The following is a 17,280-nucleotide window of genomic DNA, read 5'->3' on the forward strand; positions in this document are numbered from 1 at the left end:
CGCCATGCGCAGGCGTTCGGATTTCGCCCTGCCGGTGAGGGCCGACAAGGTGCCGGCTGGGCCAGACTGGTTCCACGAAATTAAATACGACGGCTATCGGTTGCAGGTCATCCGAGAGCACGACCGCGTGCGCCTGATTACCAAGGGCGGGTACGACTGGACCAAGCGCTACCCCTGGATTGTCGAGGTCGCGCGCAAAATCCGGCAGAGCCATTTCGTGATCGATGGCGAGGCTGTGCTGCTCGGGGTGGACGGCATCTCCGACTTCAACGGCCTGCATTCCGGCAAGCACAACGCCGAGGTGCAGCTCTATGCCTTCGACATGCTGGCCGGCGATGGCGACGACATGCGCAAGCTGCCGCTGTCGATGCGCAAGACCAATCTGGCCCGGCTGCTGCGGGGCCGCGCCGAGGGCATCTTCGTGGCTCCGTTCGAACAGGGTGAGATCGGGCCCGACCTGTTTGAAGCCGCCTGCCGGATGGGACTGGAGGGACTGGTGTCCAAGCGTCGCGAGCGCCGCTACGAGGGTGGCCCCTGCAAACACTGGATTAAGGTCAAGAACCGCAAGCATCCGGCCTACAGCCGCGTGCAGGACCAGTTCTGATGCGTATCCCGGCTGGGCGCATAGTGTTTGAACTCGGCGAGCCGAAGAAATTGACCGAGCACGGACAGCGACTCAGTGCGCGTAAACTCTACGCCAAAGGTCAGAGTTTCGTCGCAGCCGCGATCCTGCTGCGGCAGCGCGGGGGCGTCGAAGACGTCGTGCTCCATTGTCTCTGTCAGGGCACCGAAATCATGCTGAAAGCTCTGCTGTTGCTCTTGGACTACAAGACGTACAAGCCGCGCATGACAAAATACGGTCACGACCTCGAACAGGTCGTCGCAGCTGCCGTAAAGGCGTTCGGCGTTCGTCCGTTGCGCCCGGCGGTTGCGCAAGAGCTGAAGGTTCTGAGTGCATTCTACCGCAAACATCTGCTGCGGTACGACGCCCTCCATGACCTTTTGCCTGCAGGATCGCTTCCGAGCGATCGGGCGCTGCTGCTGAAAGTGGGAGCGGTAATGCGGCTTGCGCATCGCAAGCTCAGCGCTGGCGACGACCCTCCAATCGAGGGATCTGCTCCTTCATCAGCGTAACAGGTCGTTCGCGCATCGCGATGTGGGTATTCTGCCACATGGCAAAGTCCCGCCCGTTAATGCCTGCAAAACGTGGGGAACGGCTGTCCCGCCACCTTGCGGTCCCCCTGGTCTGGCCCCATGCTGCCGGTCGTGATTTGCCTGTTTCGGGCAGTCGCGCATGGAAAAGCCGAGCACACTTTGCACGGCGGGCTCGGCTTTCCGTGGTCACCGGAGGCGCTTTCGCGTCTCCATCATCCCACCTTGGAGAGCCTAGCTTGACCAAACCTGTCGTTCAAGACAATCACCCCCGAAAGACCAAGTTCACGGACGAAGAAGCTGTTGATGTTTGGCTGCGCCGCTGGAGCGGACAGTTCCAGCACGAAATCGCGGCGGCCTATGTGATCAACGTGCGGGCCGTGAACCACGTGCTCAAGGAAGTGACGCACGTCGGCAGCAAGGAAGAAGCCGCACGGCGTTTAGAGCGTTCCGCCTGACATTGTGAGGGCGGCGGCGGGCGACTTCGGTCGCTCGCTTCTGCATCGGCGGCGCGGTGACGTCCTCACCGTGATTTCGTTACAGTGCCGCAAATGGCGATCGACGCAAGGTCCTTAACGGCGGCTCGCCGAACAGCCGGCTGTACTCGTTGGCGAACCGACCATGAAGAAAGCCGTGCTCCCTCGCCACACTCTGGACCGTCGCGCCGGGTCCGGCCGTCAGCAGCGCGTCGTGTACATCGCCCAGCCGCTTGTATCGCAGGAATTGCTTGGGCGGCATGTTAAGCACCTCCGCGAAGGCGCGATGTAGGGTGCGTCTTGGTACGCCAAACTCGGCGCTCAGCTCCGAGATGTGGACCGGCCGCGTGCCGGCATCGATGAGAAAGCGATCGACCTTGTGCACTAGCTCGACCGCGGACGGCAGCCACGGTCCCCGATACCCGACGCCCCTGATCATCGGCGCGGTCATCAGCTCCAGAATGCAGCGCTTGTAGTAGTCGACGGCCTCGGCCGACATCGTTGCGCCATGATCAACGATGGTCTTGAACAGCGTCGCGAACGCTCTGACGGTGGCGGCATCCCTGGCTGGATCTTCGAGCTGCGCTGTCACCGGCTGCCGCCACATCGCGTCATCTCGCGCCCCGGGTTCGTGGCCGAGGAACCCAAACAGCTCATCCGGCTCGATCAGCACCCCGGCATACGAGTTGGCACCGGAATAGATCGAATACTGCTCAGTGCCGGGCGCGAGGGCCAGAATTTGTCCCGGCTGCACGTCGAGATGGTGCCGGGCCGGGGCGGCGAGGGCGATGCCGAGCAGCCAGCGATGCGGGCTCACGACGCCACGCGAGCGGAGGCCGCGCGAGAAGCTGCCCGTCGAGATGCCGAGCGAGCCCATCGATACGTGGGTCAGCTCACCGGCCATTCTGCCGCGGCCAAGCTGCACGATATCCAGCGGAGCATCTTGCAGCCCTTCCCGCATCGCCTCGAAATCGGTGAATGCCGTCCGCTGCACCCTGATGATTGAAGTCACGCACACGCACCTCTCGCGCGGACCTCCTCCTGACAAAAGGGTAAGGCGCGCATCTTGTTAATCCCAGCCGGATCACCCGACCTCTTTTCCTTGTGAAAGGTGCTTACGCGAGCGTGTCGACGTCGCTTTCGGTGGCAATGATCGCGTCATCCCGCTCCTCGACGTTATTGAGGATCACGTCGATGAAGGTGATCAGCCGGCGCAGCCGCTGCTCCGTCTCTTCTGCGCCATTTTCGCGGAGGTCGATCATGTTGACGAGCCGGCCGCCCAGCTCGCTGGACCGGAACGGCGTGAGCGCGGCGACCAGTGCCTCGAACATGTCGTCGCGGGTGACGGCGCGCGCGATCTCGCGTGCGATCGCTGGTGCGTTCGCGCTGCGAACGGTGACGGTGTCATTCTCGTTGAGGTACAGGGTCGCGCTGCTGTCGGCGGTTAGTTTCAGCTTCATCGGGCTACTTTCAGTTCATGCATTTCTCTTGGCTTTCGCGCGATCGAGTTCGATGGCATCGGACGCCAAGAACTGTTCGAGCTTCTTCTTGCGAAGGTGGTAGATCTCCTCTCCGGGCTTGGTCAGCAAGCCCATATCCAGAAAAGCATTGATGATCCTGTGAACGGTCTGGCGGCTGTTGCCGATCAATTCGCCGAGCTTGGTCGGGCTGATCTTTACCTCCTGCTCCTCAACGTCCTTGCCGATGAACATGTTGAGAAACGCGCGGGCGAGTCGCTTGTCGGCAGCGCCAAACCGGTGCTCATCCAACGCCTCGTGCATCATGTCGAGGTGACTGGCCATCCCAATCACGAACATGTCGTTGAGAGCAGCATGATCCGCAAGCAGCTTCTGGAAGGTCGCGCGCGAGAAGGCGACGACGTCGCTGTCCATTGTCGCGATTGCAGTGTGGCGATGAATTGCGCGGCCAGCGAGCGCATCCTCAGCGAGCCAGCTTAGTCGACCGCGCACCTCATGCAGAGCGGTCTTGCCGTCGCGCGTGGCATTCACCCGGATCTGGCCATGCAAGACGAAATAAATGCGCGCCACCTCGTCGCCCTGTCTGAACAGCGTCCTGTTTCTTTGCAGGTGGAGAATTTCGCGGCCGGGTCCTGGTGATGACAAGAACTCTCGCAACCACGCGACTTGATCATCTGTCGGCATTCCGCAACTTCCAAACTTCCAAGCGCCCCCGCGCCCGTGCGTAAAACGCTTTACTCATTGCAAGTAGAGTAAAGCGCTTTACTCATGTGATGCTTGCGTGTGTGCGTCTCCTCGCATAGCTTGCCGAAAAATGTCAAAGGTTAAAAAGTAGCAATTGGGGAGGGCGATGTGAGCATCACGAAACTTGTTGGCACAAACTGGAAATCAATCGCGCAGCGAATTGCTCGACGCGATCACAGCGCGCAAACATCACCGTCGACTGATTTGACTTTGGTTGTGACCGCGAGTGGCACAGTTTGCATATGTCACCAAAGCTGTGCGCGAACTCACCGCGCGCCGCGCAACAACGCGCGAAGCTGGTGATCAATTCAACCGAGCAGAATAGGGAAATCAGCCATGTCGAAGACTCGATCAGCCACAGACGTCGACGCATACATCGGCGGAAAAATTCGCGGTTATCGCAACCAGCACAAAATGTCGCAGGAAGAACTCGGGCTGCAGCTCGGTGTCACCTTCCAGCAGGTGCAGAAGTACGAGAAGGGCACCAACCGGTTGTCCGGCTCACGGCTGCAGCAACTCGCCCAGATTTTTGGCTGCACAGTCGATGAACTGCTTCCACCACAACGCGCCGGGAAAAAGGTGCAATTGACGAACGTCGATCGCCTTGTCGCGACGCGCGACGGCATGCGGCTGGTCGACAGCTTCGTCACCATCAAGAACGAAACCATGCGGGCCGCTGTCGTCGAGATGGCGCGGCGGTTCGAAGGGCAGTGAGCCCAACTCTCTCATCACAAGAGGAAAGCGGAATGGCGAAGAAAGAACCAGAAACAGTTGATCGCTACCAGATCGTTGCGGAAACCTCGATCGAGCAGATGGGGTACGTGCTGGCTGCGCTCGCGAAAATGGGCGTCGAAAACGTCGGCTACAAACTGATCACCGATGTGCATCGGTTCAAGAGCAGGGAGCGCACCGTCCATGATGTCAGTGCGGAGGACTTCACCGCTGCTTACGTCAAGGACAATGCCCGCTTCACGCCGGCACAGCTGGTCGCGCACTTCAAGGACGCGGGCCGCACTGCCAGTTCGGCCTATTATGCGCTCAAGAAGCTGATGCAGGCGAACGTCGTCAGAAAGAATGGTGACGAATACGTGCGGGTCGAGGCGCTTGCGCCGCCAGAGGCGAAGCGAACAGGTCGAGGCACAACCCCACCATATGCCGTGGCAAACAAGGACCTGATCGCGACCGCCATCCGGGGCCGGAAGCAATTCACGGTGCGAGAGCTGCGCGAGGTGTTCGCCAAGGAAGGTCGGCCGGAGAAATCGATCAGCCCGATCCTGACGCAGATGATACAGCGCAAGGAGATCAAGCTCGTCGGCAAGGGCCACTATGTCGTGCTGGCCAAAGGTGCGAAGCCGGCCGCCTCCGATAAGACAAAACGGCTGGAGAAGGACAAGCAGCGCAAGCGGAACGAGCGCGCGGCGAAAAAGAACGCTGCTGTCGCCGAGGCACCTGCCGCCCATATCGCAGCGATGAACGGCAGCGGGGAGGCGGCTCATGGCTAAGCACAGCAGGAGGACGAACGGCCACGGTCAATCAGGACACAACTCAGGCTCGCTCTGGCTGTCGCGCGTGTACAACGTGGTTGATCGCGATCCCGAGATCGATCGCTTCCACGAGGTGTGGGGAAAGAACCACATCAAGGAAAGCGATCTTGCGGTGCTCGCTGGTCTGTCGCCGTCAACCGTCACCAACATGTTTGGTGGGAAGACCCGTCGCCCCCAGCATGCGACGTTCGCGAAGATGGCCGGCGCAATGGGCTATCAGTACGGCCTGGTACGGCATGGTGACGCCCCGGATTACGAGAGTGAGATCCCGAAGGCGCGTGAGGAGTTCAAGCGCTACAAGGCGCAGCTCAAAAAGCAGAAAGCGCGCAAGCGCTGATGCGTGCCGGCCCGCCCCAACACAAGGGTGGGCTTTTCCAAAGAAAAAGAAGAATGGGAGGATCTACCGATGTCATTGCGCGCGATCGTTATCGACCCGGAGCAGCGAACCGTCAAAGCGGTTGAGACCGCCGCCACGACTGCGGATATCCGCAGGCTGGTCGGCGCGTCCGGCCTCAGCAGCTTCCGCATCGCCGATCATGGCACCAGCTTCGACTATGGATGGGTCAACGATGTCGGCCTGATGGATGGGAAGCCCATCTATGGGTTCAAGTTCGACATCGCCAAAGACCCGATCGCGGGACGCTGCGTGTTCATCGGCGTGGACAAGGAAACGCGCGAGAACACCGACGCGGCGACGCCGATCGGTTTCTTGCTTGAGCACATCATCTGGCTCGGCCTGATCGTCCCCGAGGTATTCTGGGAAGAGACGGAGCAGGGGATGCGCGCGATCGTCACCTATGAGAGGGCGAAGGCATGATCAGCTATAGCAAGGGCGACTCCGTCGTTCTGATCTGTGATGGCCGAACGGTCGATGCCAAGGTCCTGATGGGCAACCAAGCCGGGGTGCTGGTCGGCTTCGACGCGATCGTCGGCGGCTACGTCGGCAGTATGCCGCTGCGGGTGAGGGACGCGACGCTCGGCCTCTATTGCTCGGTGGACGGCACCGAAGTCGTCATCAGAGGAAAGCTGTCATCGTGAGATCGACGGCACCTGCCCAAGCAGCCCCCTTGCCCCACAGGTGCCGTTGAGGCGCGGGGTGGGCACCGGTTGGCAAGCCCGCCCCGCGCTATTGATCGAAGAAGAAGAGGAAGGAATGCCCATCGTGGTCGAGAACGGTAAATTGGTCGAGGGCAGAGGCGACATTCTCAACGCGCTGCGGCTCGACAAATGCCCGGACTGTCTTCGCGGCCCGCTGCGCCCGGGTCCGCGCGGTTCTACGGCGATCAACCTGTTCTGCGACCATTGCGGATCGCGTTGGAATGTCGCGACGCCGCGCTATGTGATCTTCGCGCAGAGGATCAAATGACAACCGAGGACGACATCGAGGCTTACAACGCCGAGCGCAATGCCGCGGTGATCGCGGGTGTCGATGCCTTGATCGCCTTCATGGCCAAGCGGGGGATGCAGCCAAGCAGCCGGGAGGTAGCCGAGATCATCCTGCACAGGGTGCGCACCGCGATCAAGTCGCTGCCGATCGAGATGCGCCGGGCCTCGCGTCAATGGCTGATCCAACGCAGATACCGGCCCTGGGACGACGGCGACCTTTGATGAGCTATGTGCCAGGCTTCTGGATGCATGAAACCAGTGGCGTCTTACGTCCGGCCGTCGAGGCGTACCTGCAGCAGCGCCCGATGTCGCCAGAGCAAATCGCGGCTATGCGGGCCTACCTTCGGCAATGGATCGCCGCGCCGCTGTGGGGCGATGTGGATGAATTGCGGCGTGATATCGATCAATTGACAGATCGGGCGGCTATCGATCACTGGCTCGCCCGAGCTGCGGACGTCGGGATTGATCCGCTCTAAAACGCAAGCGGCATTGAAGGGGATCAGCATCCCTTGCAGATCGATGGCGGCGGCGGCGGATAAGGCGGCAGGTCTTCGACCTGGCTGCGGCCACCTATAGCTTTCCCAGCCGGGGCACCCCGCCGTCAATGACCCCGAGGAACTGCAACAGCAGCAGGATGATGATCAGGATGCTGAGCACCATGAGCGCGATCTTGGCCACGCGCTTGAATGGCTCCTGCAGCGGCACGTTGTCGATCAGGTAGTTGAGCAACCAGACAATCAGCCCGATGATAATGAGTGCGACAACGAGATAGATCAGTGACGCGATCATGGCGGCTCTCCTGAGTTGGCCTCTCTGAATACCCGATCCACCAAGCCCAGCAGCAGGATGCTGTTGTCCCTGAGCTTGGCGATCCCCGCCATCGTTCGTTGTTCCCCACCGCTCATGGCTATTGCGTCCTTCCGGAGGTGCCCGAGGTGGGCGGTCGCGGGCGGCGCGGCTCCGGAGGCCGCTGCAGGAAGATCGCGACGGTGCATTGCTTCTTCGGCTTGCTGCAGTTGTAGCTGCAGAGCGTCGAGCCGCACGCTGTGGTGCACGTGGTCTTGCCCCCGCACTGCTTTTTCACGTCGGCTTGCGTGGTGTTGATGACGGTGACGCCGCCGCCTCGGTTGTCAGGAAGCCAAGAACGGCAACAGCCACCAGAAACGACTTGCGCATTTCAAACCTCCTCATTGCCTTGCCTCGATCAATTTGCGGACCATTCCGCAGTCCTCGATCACTGATACGAACTTGCCGCTGGTCATGTTGACCACGCAATGCACGCCCTCTGTGACGACCTTGCCCTCGCCGGTTGCCTGATGCAGCGTCGTGACTTCCGCAGGGTTGACGGCGACCTCACGGCCATCGGGGACGTGAAGCACGATCAGGACGACGGCGATGAGCGGGGGGCCCATGGTCAGGCCGCCGCAAACGCCAGCGAACGCGCATCCCAGATCGATGCGAGCGCGAACTCGATGTCACCATCGGGCACGTTGGAGCCGAGCGCCGCCGGATCGCTGTCGATGGCCGCAGCGATGGTTGCGTTCGAGGAGATCACATGCGCGCTGACCAGTTGCGGCTTCTCCTCGCCCCGGATCACCAGAGACGCATAGTCGATGCGTTCGGCATGGTTCGGGGTGGCGGGGTCCTCGCTGGCGACGTTCTGCGCTACCTTGAACATGATCATCATCACGCGACCCGAGAACGTCGCATCCGAGGCGGTGGCAATATGGTCGAGGGCGGACATGATCACACTCCGAGAATTTGAGCGGCGGTGTCGAACCAGTGGCGGTTGAGCGCAGGGTCGATTTTCGGCGGCGCAGGATCGGGCACGCCGCCGTCGGCGAGCCATTGCTCATACTGCTGGCGGTCCACATTGCCCGGCACGTTCGGGATGTGGGCCTTGTCGGCCGTGCGGATCACGACGTCAGTTGCAGTAAGCTGGTAATCGGCCATCGCATCCTCTCTCAGAACAGAAACGCACTGGCGGTCCAACCGCCGATCACCATCGTGCCAGCGCCAGCCGTGCCGCCGCTGAGGTTCAGCACCGCGACAAAGTTGATGTCGTTGTATTCGAGGAGGTTCGTGCTGGTTGAGTTCTTGAACAGGCCGACCGAGGGATTGTACCATTGCCACAGGCCGGGGCTGGGCACGTCGTTTGATCCGCCGGGGGGATAGGGCGAGTGGAATGCGATGGTCGGATAGTCGCGCATCCGCGTCATGAACGGGATGTTCTGCATCACAATCTGCGTGGTGCCGAGGAAGTACCCGCCAAGCCGGTAGGACCCGGCATTGGCGTTGCCCGGCGGCTGCGACGCCCCGTAGCTCTTCTGGTAGTAGCGCTGCAGCAGCGGCAGCTCGACCGCGTGATGCCGTATCGAGTACCGCGCCCGCGCCGCATCCGGCAGCTCGTTGCCCGGCAGCATGATGACGCCAGTCAATCCGAACGTGTCGGTGTTGGCCGCGATGCCGTTGGCCTGTCCGGTGATCCCGAACTTTAGCGACGACAACCATGTGTTTGGCGTGCTGGTGCAGCGCGCAGCGTCCATCGCGACGTTGATGGAGAGATACAGCACAGCCGTGGTGGTAAAAGGTTGCGGCCAGCTCGCGTCGATGTCGCCCGGAATGACCACGGTTTTCCATTCCCACACGTTGGACTGGTTGACCGTGAACGGGAAGGTGTAGGAGCGGCCCGAGCCGCTGATGTGATACACGGTGCCGCTATATTGTCCCGCTCGCTGCATCCTGACCCAAAAGCCGATGGCAAGCGGCACCGCGCTGGCGGTGCCCCAAAAGAGCCGCGCCATGCGCAAGCCTTCGACCGGCTGAATGAGGCGCAGCTCGGTATTGGCGGCGAGGGTCGGCAGCCCGGTCGTGATGGCAACGTGAAACGAACTGGCGTAGCCCGGCGGCCGGCTGGCGGCATCGCCTTGAAACACGCTGTATTGAAAGCCGCCTTGCGCCCCGAGCACCCAATTGTCGAGCACACGATAGTTGCCGGTCGCGGTGAGGGCCTGATTGAGGGAGCCGAAATATTGGCAGATCGCCATCTCGGCGTTGAGCGCGAGATTTTGCCCGGCCAGCGCCTCGATCGGCGCGGCGACGATGTTCTGGCGGGCCTGAAGTTGCTGCGCCGCTGTGAGGCTCTGCGCGGCGTCATGGCGAATGAACCGCGTCGCGGTGTCGGCCCATGCTGAGTTTTGCCGGCTGTAGAACCCGCCATCGGCCGGCGCTTCGGGCACCGGACCCGGCGGCCCCTGAACGCCCTGCGGCCCTCGGATGTTGCCGACCGGCGAGCCCCATGATCCTGCGGTGAGCGTGTAGACGTCACCGTTCGTCGTGTTGAGGTAGCTATCGCCATTGAGTTGGCCCGAGATCGTGCCGGGCGGTCCGGAGCCGGTGTAGAACAGGCTGCCGCGCTGTCCGGTCGCGCCTTGCGGCCCGGTGTTGCCGATGTTGCCCTGAATGCCTTGCGGTCCCTGGGGGCCGATCAACGACGTCCCGGCGGGCCACGCACCTGCCGCCTTCGGCCCGAACATGAAGTGCGTCGTCGTGTTGATGTAGAAATTTCCGTTGACGCCGTCGCCTGCGGTCGGATCGCTGGTGCCATAGAGCACCGTATTGCCAGGCACGCCCTGAATACCCTGCGGTCCCTGCACGCCCTGGATGCCCTGCGCTCCCTGCGGCCCGACGAGCGATGTACCCGCTGGCCATGCGCCGCTCGCCTTCGGGCCGAAGATGAAATTCGTCGTGGCGTTGATGTAGAAGTCGCCGTTGACGCCAACAGCTGCGGTCGGATCGATCGAGCCGTAGCGCACGGTGTTGCCGGATGGGCCGGTTGGGCCCTGCGGTCCCGCAGGCCCTATTTCGCCCTTAGGCCCCTGCGGTCCGGCAGGGCCGGGCGGTCCCGGCGGTCCCTGCTCGGGCACCACGATGGTGGTGTCCAGCGTGTCGGCGACAATGGTGCCGTCAAGCGGCGGCACCGTCGCGATCTCGACGCCGGGATCGTTGATGACTTCGACCTTGCTCATCGGCTCGGCCCTGCATTGATGGTGAGCGCGCCGGACCAGATCGGCGTCTTGGACGCGCCGTCGATCAGGATCAGCGAGTGCTCATAGTCGCCGGTCTGCATGCGGACGAGCTGGCCCTGCGTCATCTTCACCGTGAAGTTGCCCGCCGGTCCATTCACGATGGCAAGCCCGCCGTTCTCGGTCGTGAGCAGCATCTGCTCTGCGACATCTGCTGCGTGGCGGCGCACGCCCATCCGCAGCGCGCTGCCGGTGATGTCAATCGGATCGCCATCAACGGTGACGTAGTTGAAGCTGCGGTAGAAGTCGGCATCGTTCTCGCAGGTGATGTTGACGATGGCGGTCATGATGCGCTCTACCTTGCTCCGGCCGCCGGGTGCGTTGTCGGGATGGTGGCGTACTGCGCATCGACCTGCGCGCGGGTGGTGATGGTGCCGCCGGTAATACCGTCATCGACCACCTTGCAGGCTCCGAAGCAGTCGTTGATGAACATTTGCAACTGATCGTGCAGGGACGAGGCTTGTGGGCCATCGATGGTGTAGATCGCGCCGTCGGCGGCATAAAAAGGCGTGGTTGAATTGTTGAGATTGTTGGCGGTCACCGCGAGCTGCAGCCCATTGATCTTGGCCTGCGAGCGGTCGTCGGTCTTGATCGGAAACGTGGACGAGCCGACCGACACGGTGACGCCGCTCTGCTCCGTCCGCCAGCGCTTGTAGTGGTTGTAGAACGTCAGATTGACGAACAACTCGTAGGGTTCGAGCACCGCCTGCAGCGCCGCGTCGGTCTGGTTGCCGGCGTCGTCGCGCGGCCAGCCGGTCGCGGCATTCCCCGCATCGCTCCATGCGACATAGTCGGGATCATCGCTCGCGACCAACGCCTGCTTGCTGCTGGAGAACAATCGCGCGTCGTCGGCGAGCCAGTACCAATCAAAGGGATTGTACGTCGTCATGTGTATTGCCCTCCGCTCGCGGTCTGTCCAGCAACCGTGCCCGGCAGATAGTTCACACCGCCGCCCAGAGAGTCACAGATGCCGTTCTGAAGGATGAAGAATTTCTGTCCGGTGACGTTGGCGAAGCCCGTGATGGTGCCGTACTTCATGATGGTGACGCCGGAGCCCTGAAACACCCATTGGCTCACGGTGATCGGATTTGGAATGATCACGTTCAACAAAGCCGGCGCATACGTCGTGTTCAGGACGCGGCCACCGCTTTCGGTGCGGACATGCTGGATTGTCGTTGCGGTAACCCAGAAGGGACCGAAACACCCGATATAGCCGCCGTTGACGCTATCGATGTGCGCGTCTTTGCAGTAGCCGAACTCGCTCGGCCCCAACACCACGGTCGCCGTGCCCCACGCCAGCACACCGGCCCCGGCAATCCCGTCGCCCTTATCCAGCGACACGTACTTGAACCCATGAAAGCGATAATCGCCCGCGCCAGTGACCAGAAGCGCGGGGCCTGCCGCGTTTGAAATGGTGCAGAGCGAAGGCGTTGACGTATTGCCGACATACAAAACAGTGCCGAAACCACCGATTGACCCGACGCTGAGCGGAGCATAGGTCGCTGGCGCAACATGTACGGTGACATTGAAACCATTCAGGTTGAACCGGACCAGCGTGTCCTGCGCCTTCTGCAGGGTCCTGAACGGCTTCGCAGCGGACAGCCCGTCGTTGGCGTCATTACCGGTGACGCCATCCACCCAATATTCGCGCGGCGCGGTCAGCAGGCGCGAATTGAAGATGCCGAAGATCGCCTTGAGCAGTTGCGTCAGATCGGCGTTGCTCGGGGCCTGACAGAGCTGCGCCGCATAATCGTAATAGCCGTGATCGTAAGCCCACTGGATCACCGCCACGATCTCGCGCTGATCGTACTCGATGCCCGCGCCCGGCGGGATTGAGCCCGCGCGCCCGATCGATGGATCGCCATTGATGTAAGGAGTGTCGTAGAGAATTGTCTCGTCCGGCAGGCCATACGGCTGATTGTACTTCATCGCACCATTCCCCTACGGTGTGCCGGCCATCGGATCGCTGGGCTTGAGGCCGGAGTAATCGAAAATCAGGTGGGTGTGGGCAGGCTTCCAGCGCTGCAGGAGGCATTCGAGGTCGTCGGCAATGCCGATGCGCAGATGCGGATCGATGCCGGTTTGGCCGCCGCCGTTGCCGCAGCGAAACCATGTCAGGCTGCCCTGGTGGACATGCACCGTCCAATAGTAGCGGGTCTCCGGCGGGCCGGGTCCGTAGTTCGGCCACTCCGACAGCTCGCCGTTTCGAACGCGCTCGCCGTTCGGATTGTCGATCGGCAGATAGCCGCGCACGAACGTGTCCGAAAACATCGGGTTGGAGCCGTCACCATAGACGCGATTGTCGCCGCAGCGGTCGAGCCCCACCATGAATGGCCGATACTCGCTGATAGTGATGGAGTAGCCGAGATAGCTGCCGAGACCGATGAAGAACTCGCGCGACTGCGCGCCCAGCATGGTCATGCGCAGCACCAGCTCGCGCTGGCGTTCACCGATCGACTTGGCCTGCGACCAGCAGGGATCGGGCAGGCCCCAGTTGCGCTCCCAGTCCGGCAGCAATTCGAGTGTGATGCGAGGGTCGCTCTCCACCTCCAGCAATTTGCTGGCGCGGATTTCGAAATCGCCCCAGATGCGGGTGAGCCCGCCCACCACCTTCATGAGCACGCTGTCCTCGCCGCGCGGCCATGCCTGCCCGAGCGGCAGCAGCGCCTGCATCGCCTCGGCGTAGTCGTCACCGGTTCTGGTAACGTGACTATCCATAGCTGATGGTCCCCAAGAACGGCATGTAGCCGGGCTCCGGCATCACAACGGTGTCGAAGACCAGTTCATGGCTTTCCTCGCCGATCGCCTGGCTGATCGCCTCGTCGACCCACGAGCGGTACATGGTCTGTCCCGGCTTGCTGCGCTTGAATTCCATCTCGGCGATCGAGGTCTCGATGCGGGCGCGCACCGTGGCGTCGTCATTGGTGAGGTCGTTGATGGTGATGGCGTAGAAGTACGGGACCGGAGCCACCACGAAGCAGTCCTTCACCGTGACCGGCCGCTTGCGTTCGATGTGTTCCTGCACCAGCAAGATGTCCTCGGCGGTCGGTAGTCCGTGATTGTCGCCGTGCAGGTCGTCCATCAGGAAGCGCACCGTGATGGTGCCCACGCCCATTTCCGGTGCGGCCCATGCCCGCGTCACGCCGGGCACCGCCGTTGCCCAGCGCACATAATCGGCCTGACTGCCGCCCATCGGCGGGTTCTGGATGCGGAACAGGATGCGCTCGCGCAGCTGGTCGTCGGTCTCCGTGTCGACGCCGCCGCTCATGTCGCCGAGCAGGCCAGCCGTGTCGACGCCGGGAATGGCCTCGACCAATCCCATCGCTGTGCCGTCCGGCAGATTGCCGACCGTGCCCGCCGTCAGGGCCGTGGCATTGGCAACGCCCGTGCCGCCGCTGCCGATCTCGCCCGCGGTGACGGTCTGGTATTGCACGCGGTTGGGACCGGTCAGCAGCGAGCCAACCGGAATGATGGTGGCATTGATGCCGGTGAACTGGATCTCGCCATGGGCATAGGTCGCCGCCTTGCGGCCCTTGGAGCCATCGGCGTTCTCCAGCCAGATGACGCCATGACGGTCCAGCCATTCGGTTTCGGCGGTGTCGGGCAGCAGTTGTTTGGCGAGCCAGTCGAGATAGAGGAAGGTGAGGTGGGTGAGCCCGGCCATGGCATCGCTCATGATGCGCAGCACCGAGTTCGGGATCATCGCCTTCGCCCCGAGCTGGCTGAGCACGTAGTCGCGCGTGAGACGGCGCGTGTCCTTGAGGGTAGGGGTGCTCCACGGCATCGGCTATTTCCCCAACTCTTCCCAGAGGTCGTTGTAGCGAAGCTCGATTGCCGGTTCGGGACCGCGATAGATCACGACGTCGACGTCGATGCGCTGGGTGTCGATCTGCTCGGCAAGCACGTCGATGCGCGACGCGATCTTGTTGGTGGTGAACGGCTTCATCGCATCGCGTGTCCACCCTTCGGCGCGACCGAGCGTCGAGCCTTGCTTGGCGAGCGGCCCGGTGATCTTTGCCCGCTGCAGCAGCCACAGCAGACAGCCGACGGGCCAGCCACCCCATAGCTCCTGGGCATCAAGATCGCCCCACCATCCGCGCCTGTCGGTGGCGTCGGGATCAGGCAGCTCCTCATCATCTGGCGCACGCGCATCGCTGCCGAGCGCGACGATCACCGCCGACTGCAGGTCGTAGCCGTCCGCGATCAGGTTCTGATCGGTCATCAGCCAGTCGAGTTCGACCGCATAGGCTGGGAAATCGAGCTGCTGCAGAAAGCGGATATCGCTGGCCATGGCTTCACCCCGGCACTTCGAACGGCTGCGTCGATGTCCCGCCGCCGTTGAACTTGATCGGCTTGCCCCAGATTTCGGTCGGACCACCGGAGCATTTGATCGTCATTTTGTTCGCGCTCTCGAACGTCCACGACTTGGCTTGCTTGTCGTAGGTCGCCACCACGGTCTCGCCGTCGAGGATCTCGATCTTGTTCTTGGTGGCACGCACCTCGGTGTTGACCGTTTCGCCCTCGTGTTTGTAGTCCTCGTGATTGGCGGCCTGCTGCTGCCCGCCTTCGCGTGTGCCGGCAGACGCGCCGCCGCCGCCTCCCTGACCGCTTTTCTTGCGCTCCTGCTTTTTCTTTTGGACATGGCGCAGCGACACCATGCGTTCTTTTTTCTGGCCGTCGTTGGAATACTGGCCGGGGGCCGTGCCGTCGCCGTTGTCGTCATCAAGCGAGACCATGAACAGGCCATTGCGCCTGATCAGCGTCATCTGCCCCTGATCGTCGTACTGCGCGCTCTCGCCGCCTTTCAGACCCATCGGGCGGTGGCGGCGATCGTCGACTGCGATCACGACCGGATGGTTGCGCTGACCGCCCAGAAACAGTGCGATGCCTTCTGCCGCCGGGCCCTTCGGCTGCTCGCCGTCACCGCCCGTGCCGCCGGCACCGCCGCCACCCTGCTGCTGTTTGTCTTCATCGCGCGGCAGCGGCATCGAGGACATGCCGAACGCCTGAATGCGCTCGACGATCTTGCGGCCGTCGCCGTTCATGCCGTCGAACGAAAGCTCCTGCATCATCGGGTTGTCGTTCGCCTTGTTGAGCGTCAACCGCACCGCCATGTGCATGATGCGGCCCGACATCTCCATCAGACTGTTGCGGTTCATCGCATCGCCTCCCTTTTCGCCGCGTCGATCGCGCGCTGCGCCGCCTGAAACGCCATGGCTTCCTGTCGCACGTTGTAGAGCCCGTTCATGTGGACCGGATTGACCATCTGCATCGTGGTGGTGGAGCCGCCGTCGCTCTGTTCGTAGACGCAGCCCGCGCAGCCGAGCAGCATCCCGTTCATGATCAGCATCGGCGAATAGACCGTGTAATATTCGCCGGCCTTCCAGAGGTCGTCGCTCTGGTTGCTGTCCTTGAACCAGCCCTGCACCGTGATCTGCGCCTCGATGAAGCTGCCCTCGGTGAACACGCTCTCCATCTTCACGCGGCGCTGGATGCCGTGCATCGTGTCGGCGATGTCGGCGGGCACCACCAGATAGCGGTTACGGGGCGATGACCCCGGCAGGAATGCGATCTGCTTGTTCTGGCTGTCGCCGTAGGCGTTATCGCTGCCCTTGTCCTGGCCGATCACATAGAGCCGCCGATACACCATGTTGTCGCGCACCACCGCGTTGGCGCGCAGGATGTTCTCGCCCTCGACCAATTCGCCCGCATTCACCGCCTCATGCTCGCCAATCGCCAGCAGTCCGCCGGTCGCCACCGAGCCGATGATGATGTTGCGCATCTTGGCGTAACGCTCGATGCTCTGCATGATCGTCTCGCCGGGCTGGATCTGGATGTTCTCGAACGGCGTGTTATCGACCGCGCCCTTGCCGTGGATCTGGATGCCGAGATGCTCCGACAAATCTTTCGCGAGCTGAGTCCAGCTCTTGCCGTCATGCCCGCCCAGCTTCTCGATAGGCACCGACGAGTTGGTCAGATCGACGGTGTCGCCGCAGCCAACCAGCCGCACGCCGTGGTTCTTGCCGTCATAACCGACGTGGCGCTCCACGATGTAGCCAAACACCGCCGGCACGCCGCCGACGAACACCCGGACGATATCGCCGGGCTTGAACTGCGTGGCGTCGTAGTTGGTCGCGATCGGCGTGTCCTCGGTGCATTCGAACTGGAATGTCGGGAAGGGTTCGGTGACGCGCTGCTCGACCCGTACCGTGGTCCAGTTGGAGAACAGCGCGCCGCGCACTTCGAGCGTGATGATCTCCTTGCCATCAGGCCGACGCACCGGCTTGAGCTGCTGTGCTCCCGGGCGTTCCTCCGGTGCGCTGATCGGCCGGTCGGCTTGCGGCGAGGACCCTGGCACCTGCGTTTGCGGCGGGGCTTCGACTTCGACGGGCGGCGGTTCGATCACATCGGCCAT

The 17,280-nt window shown here is 62.4% G+C and carries 27 protein-coding genes; 11 read left to right on the forward strand and 16 right to left on the reverse strand.

Annotated features, from left to right (window positions below):
- Positions 1-4: 4 nt before the first annotated feature.
- The 3 genes from I6F35_RS06225 (at position 5) to I6F35_RS06235 (ending at position 1,610) form a co-directional block, all read left to right on the forward strand.
- Positions 5-604: an RNA ligase family protein gene (locus tag I6F35_RS06225; RefSeq protein WP_225116770.1), complete on the forward strand. Its 600-nt coding sequence runs from the start codon at positions 5-7 to the stop codon at positions 602-604.
- A complete protein-coding gene (locus I6F35_RS06230) occupies positions 604-1,134 on the forward strand; it encodes a hypothetical protein (protein ID WP_225116771.1) in 531 nt (176 codons plus the stop codon). The genes I6F35_RS06225 and I6F35_RS06230 overlap by 1 nt, the downstream gene beginning before the upstream one ends.
- A 257-nt stretch (positions 1,135-1,391) precedes the next feature.
- On the forward strand, positions 1,392-1,610 hold the full coding sequence (locus I6F35_RS06235) for a hypothetical protein (protein WP_225116772.1): 219 nt from the start codon (positions 1,392-1,394) through the stop codon (positions 1,608-1,610).
- A gap of 79 nt (positions 1,611-1,689) precedes the next feature.
- Here I6F35_RS06235 and I6F35_RS06240 read toward each other — a convergent pair whose 3' ends face one another.
- The 3 genes from I6F35_RS06240 to I6F35_RS06250 all read right to left on the reverse strand — a co-directional run bounded on the left by I6F35_RS06240 (position 1,690) and on the right by I6F35_RS06250 (position 3,790).
- Complete coding sequence (locus tag I6F35_RS06240) at positions 1,690-2,532, reverse strand: AraC family transcriptional regulator (protein WP_225116773.1); 843 nt, start codon at positions 2,530-2,532, stop codon at positions 1,690-1,692.
- Positions 2,533-2,743: 211 nt separating this feature from the next.
- The gene (locus I6F35_RS06245) at positions 2,744-3,088 is read right to left on the reverse strand and encodes a hypothetical protein (RefSeq protein ID WP_225116774.1); all 345 of its coding nucleotides are present in this window, start codon (positions 3,086-3,088) and stop codon (positions 2,744-2,746) included.
- Positions 3,089-3,103: 15 nt separating this feature from the next.
- Positions 3,104-3,790, reverse strand: a complete 687-nt coding sequence (locus tag I6F35_RS06250; protein WP_225116775.1) for a Crp/Fnr family transcriptional regulator — start codon at positions 3,788-3,790, stop codon at positions 3,104-3,106.
- A 396-nt stretch (positions 3,791-4,186) separates the two neighbouring features.
- On the opposite strand from I6F35_RS06250, the gene I6F35_RS06255 reads away from it, so the two are divergent.
- From I6F35_RS06255 to I6F35_RS06290, 8 genes are all read left to right on the forward strand, one after another.
- Positions 4,187-4,564: a helix-turn-helix transcriptional regulator gene (locus tag I6F35_RS06255; RefSeq protein ID WP_225116776.1), complete on the forward strand. Its 378-nt coding sequence runs from the start codon at positions 4,187-4,189 to the stop codon at positions 4,562-4,564.
- Positions 4,565-4,596: 32 nt separating this feature from the next.
- Positions 4,597-5,352: a hypothetical protein gene (locus I6F35_RS06260; protein ID WP_225116777.1), complete on the forward strand. Its 756-nt coding sequence runs from the start codon at positions 4,597-4,599 to the stop codon at positions 5,350-5,352.
- The gene (locus tag I6F35_RS06265; protein ID WP_225116778.1) at positions 5,345-5,731 is read left to right on the forward strand and encodes a hypothetical protein; all 387 of its coding nucleotides are present in this window, start codon (positions 5,345-5,347) and stop codon (positions 5,729-5,731) included. The genes I6F35_RS06260 and I6F35_RS06265 overlap by 8 nt, the downstream gene beginning before the upstream one ends.
- 3 nt (positions 5,732-5,734) lie before the next feature.
- Complete coding sequence (locus I6F35_RS06270; protein WP_225116779.1) at positions 5,735-6,211, forward strand: hypothetical protein; 477 nt, start codon at positions 5,735-5,737, stop codon at positions 6,209-6,211.
- Positions 6,208-6,432, forward strand: a complete 225-nt coding sequence (locus I6F35_RS06275; RefSeq protein ID WP_225116780.1) for a hypothetical protein — start codon at positions 6,208-6,210, stop codon at positions 6,430-6,432. Before I6F35_RS06270 ends, I6F35_RS06275 begins: the two co-directional genes overlap by 4 nt.
- A gap of 115 nt (positions 6,433-6,547) precedes the next feature.
- Positions 6,548-6,760: a hypothetical protein gene (locus I6F35_RS06280; protein WP_225116781.1), complete on the forward strand. Its 213-nt coding sequence runs from the start codon at positions 6,548-6,550 to the stop codon at positions 6,758-6,760.
- Entirely contained in the window at positions 6,757-7,002 is a 246-nt protein-coding gene (locus I6F35_RS06285) for a hypothetical protein (RefSeq protein WP_225116782.1), read from the forward strand. The genes I6F35_RS06280 and I6F35_RS06285 overlap by 4 nt, the downstream gene beginning before the upstream one ends.
- Entirely contained in the window at positions 7,002-7,256 is a 255-nt protein-coding gene (locus tag I6F35_RS06290; protein WP_225116783.1) for a hypothetical protein, read from the forward strand. Before I6F35_RS06285 ends, I6F35_RS06290 begins: the two co-directional genes overlap by 1 nt.
- A 94-nt stretch (positions 7,257-7,350) precedes the next feature.
- On the opposite strand, the gene I6F35_RS06295 is transcribed toward I6F35_RS06290, so the two are convergent.
- The 13 genes from I6F35_RS06295 to I6F35_RS06360 form a co-directional block, all read right to left on the reverse strand.
- The gene (locus I6F35_RS06295) at positions 7,351-7,569 is read right to left on the reverse strand and encodes a hypothetical protein (protein ID WP_225116784.1); all 219 of its coding nucleotides are present in this window, start codon (positions 7,567-7,569) and stop codon (positions 7,351-7,353) included.
- Between the two features lie 398 nt (positions 7,570-7,967).
- Positions 7,968-8,192: a hypothetical protein gene (locus I6F35_RS06300; protein ID WP_225116785.1), complete on the reverse strand. Its 225-nt coding sequence runs from the start codon at positions 8,190-8,192 to the stop codon at positions 7,968-7,970.
- Positions 8,193-8,194: 2 nt separating this feature from the next.
- Positions 8,195-8,524, reverse strand: coding sequence for a hypothetical protein (locus I6F35_RS06305; protein WP_225116786.1), 330 nt, complete (start codon positions 8,522-8,524; stop codon positions 8,195-8,197).
- A 2-nt stretch (positions 8,525-8,526) separates the two neighbouring features.
- A complete protein-coding gene (locus I6F35_RS06310) occupies positions 8,527-8,733 on the reverse strand; it encodes a hypothetical protein (RefSeq protein WP_225116787.1) in 207 nt (68 codons plus the stop codon).
- An 11-nt stretch (positions 8,734-8,744) separates the two neighbouring features.
- Positions 8,745-10,808: a hypothetical protein gene (locus tag I6F35_RS06315; protein ID WP_275945436.1), complete on the reverse strand. Its 2,064-nt coding sequence runs from the start codon at positions 10,806-10,808 to the stop codon at positions 8,745-8,747.
- Positions 10,805-11,152, reverse strand: a complete 348-nt coding sequence (locus tag I6F35_RS06325) for a hypothetical protein (RefSeq protein ID WP_225116789.1) — start codon at positions 11,150-11,152, stop codon at positions 10,805-10,807. The genes I6F35_RS06315 and I6F35_RS06325 overlap by 4 nt, the downstream gene beginning before the upstream one ends.
- Positions 11,153-11,160: 8 nt before the next feature.
- On the reverse strand, positions 11,161-11,754 hold the full coding sequence (locus I6F35_RS06330; RefSeq protein ID WP_225116790.1) for a DUF4376 domain-containing protein: 594 nt from the start codon (positions 11,752-11,754) through the stop codon (positions 11,161-11,163).
- A complete protein-coding gene (locus I6F35_RS06335) occupies positions 11,751-12,794 on the reverse strand; it encodes a hypothetical protein (RefSeq protein WP_225116791.1) in 1,044 nt (347 codons plus the stop codon). Before I6F35_RS06335 ends, I6F35_RS06330 begins: the two co-directional genes overlap by 4 nt.
- Before the next feature lie 12 nt (positions 12,795-12,806).
- Positions 12,807-13,583: a putative phage tail protein gene (locus I6F35_RS06340; protein ID WP_225116792.1), complete on the reverse strand. Its 777-nt coding sequence runs from the start codon at positions 13,581-13,583 to the stop codon at positions 12,807-12,809.
- Positions 13,576-14,649, reverse strand: coding sequence for a baseplate J/gp47 family protein (locus I6F35_RS06345; RefSeq protein WP_225116793.1), 1,074 nt, complete (start codon positions 14,647-14,649; stop codon positions 13,576-13,578). The genes I6F35_RS06340 and I6F35_RS06345 overlap by 8 nt, the downstream gene beginning before the upstream one ends.
- 3 nt (positions 14,650-14,652) lie before the next feature.
- The gene (locus tag I6F35_RS06350) at positions 14,653-15,156 is read right to left on the reverse strand and encodes a phage GP46 family protein (protein WP_225116794.1); all 504 of its coding nucleotides are present in this window, start codon (positions 15,154-15,156) and stop codon (positions 14,653-14,655) included.
- Positions 15,157-15,160: 4 nt separating this feature from the next.
- The gene (locus I6F35_RS06355) at positions 15,161-16,000 is read right to left on the reverse strand and encodes a phage baseplate assembly protein (RefSeq protein WP_225116795.1); all 840 of its coding nucleotides are present in this window, start codon (positions 15,998-16,000) and stop codon (positions 15,161-15,163) included.
- Positions 16,001-16,020: 20 nt separating this feature from the next.
- Positions 16,021-17,280, reverse strand: a complete 1,260-nt coding sequence (locus I6F35_RS06360; RefSeq protein WP_225116796.1) for a phage baseplate assembly protein — start codon at positions 17,278-17,280, stop codon at positions 16,021-16,023.

The sequence above is a fragment of the Bradyrhizobium sp. BRP22 genome, assembly GCF_020194175.1.
GTDB lineage: Bacteria > Pseudomonadota > Alphaproteobacteria > Rhizobiales > Xanthobacteraceae > Bradyrhizobium.

Bases quoted from the DNA above. Each gene is read 5' to 3' on its own strand.
- I6F35_RS06305 (WP_225116786.1), bottom strand. From the start codon at position 8,524: ATGTCCGCCCTCGACCATATTGCCACCGCCTCGGATGCGACGTTCTCG.
- I6F35_RS06225 (WP_225116770.1), top strand. From the start codon at position 5: ATGCGCAGGCGTTCGGATTTCGCCCTGCCGGTGAGGGCCGACAAGGTG.
- I6F35_RS06340 (WP_225116792.1), bottom strand. From the start codon at position 13,583: ATGGATAGTCACGTTACCAGAACCGGTGACGACTACGCCGAGGCGATG.
- I6F35_RS06290 (WP_225116783.1), top strand. From the start codon at position 7,002: ATGAGCTATGTGCCAGGCTTCTGGATGCATGAAACCAGTGGCGTCTTA.
- I6F35_RS06250 (WP_225116775.1), bottom strand. From the start codon at position 3,790: ATGCCGACAGATGATCAAGTCGCGTGGTTGCGAGAGTTCTTGTCATCA.
- I6F35_RS06265 (WP_225116778.1), top strand. From the start codon at position 5,345: ATGGCTAAGCACAGCAGGAGGACGAACGGCCACGGTCAATCAGGACAC.
- I6F35_RS06345 (WP_225116793.1), bottom strand. From the start codon at position 14,649: ATGCCGTGGAGCACCCCTACCCTCAAGGACACGCGCCGTCTCACGCGC.
- I6F35_RS06275 (WP_225116780.1), top strand. From the start codon at position 6,208: ATGATCAGCTATAGCAAGGGCGACTCCGTCGTTCTGATCTGTGATGGC.
- I6F35_RS06300 (WP_225116785.1), bottom strand. From the start codon at position 8,192: ATGGGCCCCCCGCTCATCGCCGTCGTCCTGATCGTGCTTCACGTCCCC.
- I6F35_RS06310 (WP_225116787.1), bottom strand. From the start codon at position 8,733: ATGGCCGATTACCAGCTTACTGCAACTGACGTCGTGATCCGCACGGCC.
- I6F35_RS06350 (WP_225116794.1), bottom strand. From the start codon at position 15,156: ATGGCCAGCGATATCCGCTTTCTGCAGCAGCTCGATTTCCCAGCCTAT.
- I6F35_RS06240 (WP_225116773.1), bottom strand. From the start codon at position 2,532: ATGGCCGGTGAGCTGACCCACGTATCGATGGGCTCGCTCGGCATCTCG.
- I6F35_RS06255 (WP_225116776.1), top strand. From the start codon at position 4,187: ATGTCGAAGACTCGATCAGCCACAGACGTCGACGCATACATCGGCGGA.
- I6F35_RS06230 (WP_225116771.1), top strand. From the start codon at position 604: ATGCGTATCCCGGCTGGGCGCATAGTGTTTGAACTCGGCGAGCCGAAG.
- I6F35_RS06315 (WP_275945436.1), bottom strand. From the start codon at position 10,808: ATGAGCAAGGTCGAAGTCATCAACGATCCCGGCGTCGAGATCGCGACG.
- I6F35_RS06325 (WP_225116789.1), bottom strand. From the start codon at position 11,152: ATGACCGCCATCGTCAACATCACCTGCGAGAACGATGCCGACTTCTAC.
- I6F35_RS06260 (WP_225116777.1), top strand. From the start codon at position 4,597: ATGGCGAAGAAAGAACCAGAAACAGTTGATCGCTACCAGATCGTTGCG.
- I6F35_RS06295 (WP_225116784.1), bottom strand. From the start codon at position 7,569: ATGATCGCGTCACTGATCTATCTCGTTGTCGCACTCATTATCATCGGG.
- I6F35_RS06360 (WP_225116796.1), bottom strand. From the start codon at position 17,280: ATGGCCGATGTGATCGAACCGCCGCCCGTCGAAGTCGAAGCCCCGCCG.
- I6F35_RS06245 (WP_225116774.1), bottom strand. From the start codon at position 3,088: ATGAAGCTGAAACTAACCGCCGACAGCAGCGCGACCCTGTACCTCAAC.
- I6F35_RS06355 (WP_225116795.1), bottom strand. From the start codon at position 16,000: ATGTCGGGCCGCATCATGCACATGGCGGTGCGGTTGACGCTCAACAAG.
- I6F35_RS06285 (WP_225116782.1), top strand. From the start codon at position 6,757: ATGACAACCGAGGACGACATCGAGGCTTACAACGCCGAGCGCAATGCC.
- I6F35_RS06280 (WP_225116781.1), top strand. From the start codon at position 6,548: ATGCCCATCGTGGTCGAGAACGGTAAATTGGTCGAGGGCAGAGGCGAC.
- I6F35_RS06335 (WP_225116791.1), bottom strand. From the start codon at position 12,794: ATGAAGTACAATCAGCCGTATGGCCTGCCGGACGAGACAATTCTCTAC.
- I6F35_RS06330 (WP_225116790.1), bottom strand. From the start codon at position 11,754: ATGACGACGTACAATCCCTTTGATTGGTACTGGCTCGCCGACGACGCG.